We start from the raw sequence: 9,311 nt of genomic DNA on the forward strand, positions 1-9,311 counted from the left end.
ACTCCTAGTGATCGTGCGAAGCGCCAGACTTTTCAATGTCAGCTTTAATGATGTAACTGTTTTCAGTCACATAGGTTGCCCCTAATGCAATTCCACCAAGAACTTCGACCCACTCACCATCATCTTGACCAAGCTCAAGCATTCTCACCTCGTATTGTTCACCTACTTTTGCATAAACTACGGTAAAGTCCCTGAACCCTTGCAAACCGACTTTTTTTACTGCGACAGGCACATCAATCGTCGCCACCTCAATATCAGCGTTAACAAACCCACCGTCGGCCAGAGCATTATTCACATTCGGCACCTTCACCCATACTAATTTAGCCTGGTCATCGCGGACTTTTTGCTCAATAAACTCAACCTTCCCTGTAAGCGGAGTGTCATAACCTTCAATCTTTACGGTTACCGGAGTGCCAACAACGACATTTTTATAATCGGCGGGATATACTGCTAGCTTGGCCACATATTGCGACGTATTGGTTAGGGTCAATAAGGTTTTTGACGCTGTTTGTTCACCACTATTGGCATACTGTTCAGTCACAATGCCGTCGGCAGGAGATGTGATTTGATAAGGCTTAAGGCTTTCGTTACTTTCAACTGTCATCAGTGTCTGCCCTTGCTTTACAAGGTCGCCTTGTTTAACAAACAACTTGGTGATTACCCCGTCAAATCTGGCTGATATATTATGTGTCGCACTCGCTGGAAGCGATAAACGCCCATAAGCAGGAATGGTTTGATGAAGTGTTCTAGCCGCGACAACATCGGTACTAATTCCCATAGCTTCAGCCACTGCTGGCTCAATACGAGTTCGGCCTTCAAGGTTATCGTATTGCCAGCGATAATTTTTGCCCTGATATTTAGCGCTAATGGTGACCACAAATGAATGAGGTTCGTAAATTTCTAAATCTCCACGTAAAAAGTCACCTTCGACACGAAAGTTAATATCGTCTACAACATCACCAAGACGGGTAAGTTGAACATTCAAAGCCACTTTATCCGGTGAAACAGGCTTGCCTGCATCGGTTACCCACACCCTAAACTCCGGCGGTACACCCGTTTCAAAAATAGCTAGCTCCAAAGCCATATTGTCGTCTCGCAACATGCGGCCTCTGTGGGGGCCTTTTTCTGGCTCAGCTTCTTCCGCTTCAGGGGCAGATGATGCAGACACTGAAAATGAAGGGCTCACACTTAAGCAAAGAAATATTGCAAAAGTCAGTGATGTAAAAATATTATTATTTTTCATAAACGTCTCACAATGATATAGATGCGCCCGTTAGGCGTTGAATTTCAAAATGTTGTAAATGCAAACTCTCGTATGTATTTAACAACTCCGATTGGGCATTAAGTAAATCACGGCGTATATCACTCCATTGACTGTAGCTGAGTTGTCCAAGTTCAAAGGCTCGAACAGCCTCTTTTAATGTCACTTCTAATGTTGGGATTATCGTTTTTTCAAAAGCATCGATAACATGCCGTGCATGGGCTATTTCTTGTAGTTGTACATATAACTGTGAGTCGAGCTTTTGCATTAACGCTACTTGTTCGACAGCAAGCACGTCTTGCTTGGCTTGTAAGGTCGAAATAGTCCCTGCATTACGGTCGCTTGCGCCAAAAGGAACCGATACACCAGCAACAAGGCCAAAGTCATCTGTTGCTTCATAACGGCGAAAACCAGCAGAAAATTGCCATTGAGATTTAGCCTCTATCCGCGCCAGCTCCAATTGTGATTGTGCTATGCGGGTAGCGGTTGCAAATTGAGTGATATACGGGCTTTTTTTCAGTTTATCGAGTTCCTTATCTAAACTTGATAACACAGGCAGAGCGAATAAATTACCATTGACTCTAAATTGGGTGCCTGGCTTTCCCCACAACGACGACAATTGATACTGGCTAGCTTTTAAATCGTGCTCTGTATCTTCAACAGCTAGCTGCATCCGCACGATTTCAACTTCTGCCATACGCATTTCAATCGTTGAGCTTCTGCCGGCACTGACCCGTTCAGATATGGCTTTAAGCACTTCGTTCGCTTGAAGCGTTGCCATTTGATTCAACTTCAGACGCTCTTGCTTTACTAAGATTTGAGTAAATTGTTTTGCTGTACTCGCCGCTAAATCCATTGTGACAATGTGCTTATCAATATCTACCTGCTCCATCTCTGTTTGTGCATTGCCAACACGGCTATTAATTTGCTCTTGTTGCAACAACCAGGAATACGTCAGTGTGGTTTGCATATTACTCAGCCCACTATGTTCACCGACGCCTAAACCATCTTCAAAAGTAAGCCCAATTTGTGCTGGCTCACCAATACCTGCTTGTTGTATTGCTCCTTTTTGCATATTTGTCTTATGCAAAAATACCGCTAACTCAGGGTGGTGACTTAACGTCATGCGAATAGCGTCTTCTAAATAAAGTGGCACTTTTATTTCTGTGTTGTCTTTTGCTGTCACAGAAAATGCTAAGGCCGAGATAAAAAAACCACACAAAAACCGATTGGCAATCGGTTTTTTATCTATGGTTGTTTCAACAATATTATTCATTCATAACCCTTATTTAATGGTTGAAATAGGTTTCGATTAGATGATGGAGGCTATCAACAGTTGATAATGTGAATAATGTAGTCACGAGGAAGCATAACCCTGTAAATGCCAGTTTAGCTCCAGATACTTGCTCTCTTGGAGAAAGAAGGTTTTCTACCCGTAGGGTAATTTGGTCTTTACTAAAATGACTGACTTGAACTCCTTCACAGCTAACAGGTAACAGACGTTGTTTCTTAGCGACTGTAACTAAAGTTTGTGCCACATCAAGGTTGTCATGGTAGAGCGTGACGGCATCGTCTGCTTGTTGTTCTGTTAATAAAGTAAAATCTTGTTGTAAAGAGCGGCGGATAGGCTTCGGATAAAGTAGGCAGAAAAAAGCGTAAATACTTTTGAATAAGGGATCTCTTGCTCTAACATGTGCTAACTCGTGTTGGATAATAATATCAACAGCAGATTGTTCAAGCTGTTGTAGTAATCCTGATGTAAGGTAAACCTTTGGCTTGAATAAACCGATGGTAAAAGCCGCAGGCATGCTTAATGAGATTGAAAAAACAGTATCTTCATTTTGACCCGCAATAGGCTGAACATCTGAAAGTTTAAAAAGATTGTGTATTGCGATGGAATGACGGCGAACTTGAATAAAGGAAATGTTAATCAACACCGCCAATACGACTGCTGCAATGACCAAAGTTAATCCATGCCAGCTTGTTACTATAAATAGATCGATATGATGCCAATGTGCAACCTTTTCCATCCAAAGAATTAAGTATCCATTCCCTTGACGAGGGAACAATATTCCTACGCAAAATAGCGCAATCCACCAAGGAGAAGTAACCATCAACCACAAAATTCGTTTTCGAGCGATAAAATCAAATGCATCTAAGCTGCTTCTAATCAACGGGACAATAGCAGATATTAATAGTGTAACGATAACAAAAGCCGTTATTGCAACACTAATCAAATTTAATAAAATCGCCACGTTACCTTCGAGCATCTTATGCTTGCCTACTACGTAATTTTCGTTGTTCTTCTATAAGCTTTTCCAATTCATCAAATTGAGCGTCGTCAAGATTAGCTGAAGATGAAGCAAATGCAGCAATCAGGCTATGTTCACCATCTTCAATAAAGTCGGCTGTAACATCTGTTATTAATGTTGCGATAAGTGATTCTCTATCAACTTTGGCGGTATAGAAATGTGCATGCCCTTGCTTAGTTCTACTTAACAAATCCTTTTTGAACAGTCGATCTAACGTAGTTTGGATCGTATTTAATGAATTTCCACGAGTAATCCCAACTACTGCATGTACACGCTTTGCATCTGCTTCTTTCTCAGACCATAGGAATTGAAGCACTAACTTTTCTAAGTCACCTAATTGCATCAAATTATTCTCTTAACTATTTATCAATAGTATGACAAACTAAAAACCTATCGGCAATCGGTTTTTTGATTTTTATGAAAACAGAGAAATTATGACCTGGATAATTACAAAATATCTCATTACAGCTGCAATCATTGTTGCGGCTTCAGAAATAGCAAAACGCAGCGATAAATTTGGCGCACTAGTAGTTGCTCTCCCGATTGTAACTATCATGGCAATGATTTGGATGTATGTCGAAAATGAATCAAATGAAAAAATAGCTAATCATGCTTGGTATACATTTTGGTACGTCATTCCTACGTTACCGATGTTTCTATTGTTTCCAATGCTTTTAAACAAGTATAGTTTCTGGAGTTCTTTGTTAATTGGCGTAATGATATCAATCATTTTTTTTGTTGGGTTGACGTGGTTTTTAAAAAACTTTGATATCGATCTAATCCCATAAAAATTAATAGTTACATGATTAAATCATTAACTCATAGGCTCGTAATCTATATATCTAATGCTTACTATTAGCTAAATTTATGAACTTACGGGTGGCTCTTAACTCACAATGGGGCACGAACGTGTCAGCTTCATTCCTCTAGCACGTATATGGACAGAAATGAGCTAGTGCTAAAGCTCTGGGAATGACTTTTGGCATTAGGGAAAGTATTGGGTAACGAGCCTGTAGAATTACTCGTTTTAAAATTTATTTTGATTAATACACCAACAATATCTGAGTTCCTATTTTGATTCAATCGTTGAGTGGTTTCTAGATTATTACTTAACATACAGATATGTTGGGGTTTTTAGGGGGATTTTGAGGCGGGTTTGGAGCGCTTTTGACGCAAAAAAGGCTTACCCTTCTTAGTGCATCACGTGTTGCAGCTTTTCTATGTTGTGAACAAGGCAATACCATTGCCACTGGGCATTAACTTTGGCTTGGCCGCGTAAGGTCAATTTATTCATGCCTTTGTTAACAGTAATATTGCCGAACACAGGTTCGATACAGCCCAGTCGTTTGCTATACTGCCGTCGCCCCATTGGGCTGTCTATTTTCACTTTCATCTTGTCGGTGTAACTCAGTTTTTCCGTGAGTCACCATTTTTAAACTGCACCTGCCAACCCGTTTTCATCGGCGGTTTTCGCATACATTGCTGTTGCAGCTGACAGATTTTGCAATCTTTTAAATAACCGCAGAATCGGGTGTATTCTTGATGATGGCTTTTAACATTGATACCGCTTCGCCACATCTCATTGCCTGCAGGACATCGGCAGGTTTGCGTTGCTTCGTCATAATGAAAGTCATCGGAGGTAAACAATCGTGGCTTGCCGTTACGTCGTTTTAATCTGCGCTTTTCTTGCTCGGTTTCGTAAGTTTCACTGTCTTTAAACAACGGGTTTCGTTTTCTAAATTGATTATCTGCGATGTAGGTATCAAAGTCACTTTGCGCCATAAATGCCAAATTAGCTTCGCTGTTGAATCCACTGTCTGCGGTGAATTTTATGGTGTGTTCGCTTGAGTGTTTATCGAGTTGTTGTTTTAATTGCGTGACTGCGGGCTGAAGCGTTTGTTGCTCACCAACACTGCCCCACGTTTGTGCTTGTAAGATAATTTGATGTTTATGATCGTTTATCGCAATACCATTGTAGCCTTGAATGGTGCCTATGGATGTTGTCATCTTTGCGCTGTCAGGGTCGGTGATATTACTTTTAACAGGCTTGCCTTGGCTGCCTATTTTTTCTTGGTGTGTCGCGAGGAATGCCGTGATTTTATCCGCACTTTTATCTAACTTTGTTTTTTGGTTTAAGTCTTGTGTGACGAGCTCTTCACCCAACCCATCTTGGGCTTGATGACGCTCAATAATGCGCTTGCTTGCCCGCGCTAATTTCGCTTTTTTACGACTGAGCTCATCGAACGTACCGCTCCACTCTTTACTTGCATTTGACTTTAACTTACAACCATCGATGGCAAACATGTTGCGGCCAATGAGCCCTTCTTCATCACAAATCATCAGCACTTGGGTAAACAAGGGCTCTATTTGTTCATGCATTTTAGCCACGAAACCCGCTATCGATGTGTAATGTGGCTGTACATCACCCGACACGCTCATGAACAAAATATTGTTTTCACACGCCTTAGCAATGCGTCGACTGCTAATTAAACCATGCACATACCCGAGTAAAATAATTTTGAGCATCACAGCCGGTGAATACGCCGCAGCGCCCGTTTTATCATTATTATGTCAAGCATCAAACCCCGATAAATCGAGTTTATTTTCGATAATATAACAAAGCGCATACTCAAACGTACCAGGCAGAATTTGTTCTGAAAAATTGATGGGAATGAATTTACTGTAGGTGAATAATATCTATTAGATCACAGACATCGACTCGCTAAAAGCTCAAAAAACAGCCAATTAACTTTATTTGTAAATAGACGTTAAAAACGTCTATTGGGGAGAAATTCTACAGCCTCAACGCCGCATTAAGGTGTGAGCAACGTTACCACGAAACTTAACCATGCCACCGTAAACAAAAAACCAACGGTGGAATGAAAAATGCCATGCGTTGGGAATCACTCTTAAATGCTTGTATGGATAATACTAGAAACGGTAGAAGTCTAAGTTCAGTTTACCTGCATGATACTTCTTATGGCAGTCATCACATAAGGTAACAAAATTAATAATATTGTCGCTACCCTCTTCTGAGAAAGGAATTAAATGATGCCCTCTTGCTTTCTTACGATCGTGATCCCAGCAAACAATACAAATATGTTCTTGAATTTCTTTAATCTTTTTTTGCTGCTTGGTATGCGAGTAAGGTCGTTTGGTCATTACTTTTTGCCTTGCTGTTCGATAAGAACTCGAATCTTACTTGGTAACTCTTTACTTCCACCTTCGACCAATGTTGCTTTAGCCTCGTTACTTGTAACTCTTTTTTTTAGCTTAACAAGTTCAGTATGCATCTCATCTTGCTCTGCCTGAGTCATATTATCCACTCTAAGGATAATAGCGCGATCTCGAGGCTCAGCTACGGAGCCGTTACTACTTGCCGTACATGAACGCTTATTATGTCCACTTTGCCCACAAATACTGCACTTCATTCTGCGCTCCTAAAACGTAGAAACCTTTACATCACTGTCAGCACTAGATACTTCGACTTCACCAACGCCCTCACTAATTATCCAAGTAGATGCAATTTCAGGGATGTTATCTTCATTTTTATCTAAAAGAACTATCTCCACTTTTCCACTTTTCTTTTTAACCGCTACGGCAATGCTTGCCCCAAAAGGCATTACATTTAAAACTGAGTCACCTTTAGATAAGATTTTTATTTCTATATTATTCATTACATTCTCCGAATAGGACACAATCAATATGCAATTGTAACATAAGCACATTTGTAAATTTCAGTATTAAGTGCTGCCTGATTAGCCTAACATTTGTATACACGCCTTGCGCGTTTATCAGGTTAGACTAGTCAGCGTGTGTATCAATAAGTAATGGCTAACTTAAATGTTATCTCTGAACAGAGTATTTTGTCTTTCAGTTGGTGAGAAAAAGTATTGCGAAGCGGTTGATACTAAATTCGAGGAAAGGTTGCCGTTAACAAACATTGGGGCAAAAACAAGTTTGAGTTACAAACGTAATTTAACCTCTACAGTAGTCTTATAAAGTAGCAGCCGATATTTCTTAGCCACTACTGCTAGTGATGTAAAATAGTTATAAAATATCCGTCGGTTTGTGATTTAATTTACTTAGTTCTAAAATACACTCCAGTGGAGGTCGTTTGTAAAAGTGGACATTGAGACAATTATCAACAGACAAGTTTTTGATCACTTTTAATCATCTAGAGGTAATTTATCATGTAAAATTGTAAATCCAAGCAGATTAATACGGCCTGAATTTACAATTAAAATAACATTGACAGGGAATCAACCTTTATCAAAAATAAAATTTTTAATAAGTTATAACCGCTAAAAGCTATAAGAGAATTTTGTCCTTAAATCAGTAGCATCTTTTTGATTATTTTCATAATCCAATATTGAAAAATCAACTGATATACCGCAATTAGCTAGTTTACCATCAAATTGATATGCAAGATTAACCGTCCATTCATTTAAATCTTTTCCAACTATGGGATTGTCAAAAGATGTATAAAATAATTTACCTTTAATATTAGAGATAGTAGAACCTAACCCCAGTTGATACGAATTTGTGCCCGCTTCAAATGCAGCAACACCCGCAGTTTTAGTAGTTGCAGTAAACTGATAATAAGCTCCTTGACCTATGCCTCTAAAAACTCTATTTTCTCCTTCATTCCCTCCAGCTAATGTATAACCAGCGAAAAAATCTACTCCCCCTTGGCTGAAACCTACTTTAAAGCCCAAAAGATCATTATCAACTAGTTCATTTTTATCCCACTTCGTTTTGTAGTACTGCACCGCAACATAACTATTAAAGTTAGTTGGCAATGTATATTCTACATCAGCATAGAGTGCTTGGACTTCATTTACTACATTTGCGTACTGTGAGTTAATTTTAACTTTTTTAGCTATCCGTTTATTAACTTGTGCGAAAAAGACGCCATCATTGCCTATTTTATAAAAGTCGCCAGGGGAACCAGAACCATTATAATCAAAATCAACAAATTCATTATCAACATAAAATGATTTATCTGTTCGAGTCTGATATTTAGTCACATAACCAATCGAAATATCAGTATCCTCAAAATGACTTGAAGATACCTGATACATTTCAAAAGACTCTTTTATCAATCTTGAACCTGAGTTAGCGATCAAGGGTGATGAAAAGTGTTGTCTACCTCCAGAAAACACCGTACCACCAAACTGATATTTCAAAAAAGCTTCTGATAATACAAGTCCTTGTGCGTTTATACTGCCCGCAGTTCTATCATCATCATCATTGATGTTACTAACGTATGATCCCTGTACTTCTCCTCCCAATTTAAACCCATTAAACTCTGATGTATTAAAAGTAACATTACCACCATTCACCCAAATCGAGCTATTCTCTGCATTTGAATCGTCAAAATCTTGTTCGAAATAGTACGATTTCGCTGTACCTCCAACATTACCATTGTGTATCCATTCAGAAAAACTTTCAATATCACCATTAGAGAATGCATTATTACTCATTGCTAATATCACCAAAAAAAATTTATTATATTTAAACATATAAACCTTATTAACGTTAAGTTACAAACAAGAAACTATATTGAGAAAAATAAAAACCGAAGATAAACAAATAAATTACAAACCCAATCAATAATACAAATAAAAACATTTTTAACAGTGATCCATTTCACAACAAAAAATATTAAACTCACAAAAATAACAAATTAAAATAAGACATAGGTTTAAAACCAAAGTTAAAAACTTAGGTGAAGG

Annotated in this window: 11 protein-coding genes; 1 reads left to right on the forward strand and 10 read right to left on the reverse strand. The window is 38.8% G+C overall.

What is annotated here, in order from left to right; translation table 11 throughout:
* Nucleotides 1-4 precede the first annotated feature (4 nt).
* The 4 genes from H5123_RS19620 to H5123_RS19635 are packed head-to-tail and all read right to left on the reverse strand — an operon-like array spanning nucleotide 5 to nucleotide 3,916.
* Nucleotides 5-1,243: an efflux RND transporter periplasmic adaptor subunit gene (locus H5123_RS19620; protein WP_123884039.1), complete on the reverse strand. Its 1,239-nt coding sequence runs from the start codon at nucleotides 1,241-1,243 to the stop codon at nucleotides 5-7.
* A 7-nt stretch (nucleotides 1,244-1,250) separates the two neighbouring features.
* Nucleotides 1,251-2,537: a TolC family protein gene (locus H5123_RS19625; protein ID WP_182680803.1), complete on the reverse strand. Its 1,287-nt coding sequence runs from the start codon at nucleotides 2,535-2,537 to the stop codon at nucleotides 1,251-1,253.
* 13 nt (nucleotides 2,538-2,550) lie between these two features.
* Nucleotides 2,551-3,531 (reverse strand): M56 family metallopeptidase, encoded by a 981-nt coding sequence (locus H5123_RS19630; protein WP_123884041.1) that lies wholly within the window; start codon nucleotides 3,529-3,531, stop codon nucleotides 2,551-2,553.
* 1 nt (nucleotide 3,532) lies between these two features.
* Nucleotides 3,533-3,916: a BlaI/MecI/CopY family transcriptional regulator gene (locus H5123_RS19635; RefSeq protein WP_123884050.1), complete on the reverse strand. Its 384-nt coding sequence runs from the start codon at nucleotides 3,914-3,916 to the stop codon at nucleotides 3,533-3,535.
* A gap of 91 nt (nucleotides 3,917-4,007) precedes the next feature.
* On the opposite strand from H5123_RS19635, the gene H5123_RS19640 reads away from it, so the two are divergent.
* Complete coding sequence (locus H5123_RS19640) at nucleotides 4,008-4,361, forward strand: DUF3147 family protein (RefSeq protein WP_182680802.1); 354 nt, start codon at nucleotides 4,008-4,010, stop codon at nucleotides 4,359-4,361.
* A 404-nt stretch (nucleotides 4,362-4,765) separates the two neighbouring features.
* Here H5123_RS19640 and H5123_RS20730 read toward each other — a convergent pair whose 3' ends face one another.
* The 6 genes from H5123_RS20730 to H5123_RS19665 form a co-directional block, all read right to left on the reverse strand.
* On the reverse strand, nucleotides 4,766-4,966 hold the full coding sequence (locus H5123_RS20730; RefSeq protein ID WP_259395709.1) for a transposase: 201 nt from the start codon (nucleotides 4,964-4,966) through the stop codon (nucleotides 4,766-4,768).
* A gap of 14 nt (nucleotides 4,967-4,980) precedes the next feature.
* A complete protein-coding gene (locus tag H5123_RS19645; RefSeq protein WP_259395710.1) occupies nucleotides 4,981-6,099 on the reverse strand; it encodes a transposase in 1,119 nt (372 codons plus the stop codon).
* A 405-nt stretch (nucleotides 6,100-6,504) separates the two neighbouring features.
* Nucleotides 6,505-6,735 (reverse strand): HNH endonuclease, encoded by a 231-nt coding sequence (locus tag H5123_RS19650; protein ID WP_072611545.1) that lies wholly within the window; start codon nucleotides 6,733-6,735, stop codon nucleotides 6,505-6,507.
* A complete protein-coding gene (locus H5123_RS19655; RefSeq protein ID WP_182699034.1) occupies nucleotides 6,735-7,004 on the reverse strand; it encodes a hypothetical protein in 270 nt (89 codons plus the stop codon). The genes H5123_RS19650 and H5123_RS19655 overlap by 1 nt, the downstream gene beginning before the upstream one ends.
* 9 nt (nucleotides 7,005-7,013) lie before the next feature.
* Nucleotides 7,014-7,250: a hypothetical protein gene (locus tag H5123_RS19660; RefSeq protein WP_182699035.1), complete on the reverse strand. Its 237-nt coding sequence runs from the start codon at nucleotides 7,248-7,250 to the stop codon at nucleotides 7,014-7,016.
* 627 nt (nucleotides 7,251-7,877) lie between these two features.
* Complete coding sequence (locus tag H5123_RS19665; protein ID WP_259395711.1) at nucleotides 7,878-9,059, reverse strand: OprD family porin; 1,182 nt, start codon at nucleotides 9,057-9,059, stop codon at nucleotides 7,878-7,880.
* Nucleotides 9,060-9,311: the final 252 nt, after the last annotated feature.

Origin of the sequence: Shewanella sp. SR43-4 (assembly GCF_014163845.1) — a bacterium.
Classification (GTDB): Bacteria; Pseudomonadota; Gammaproteobacteria; order Enterobacterales; family Shewanellaceae; genus Shewanella; species Shewanella vesiculosa.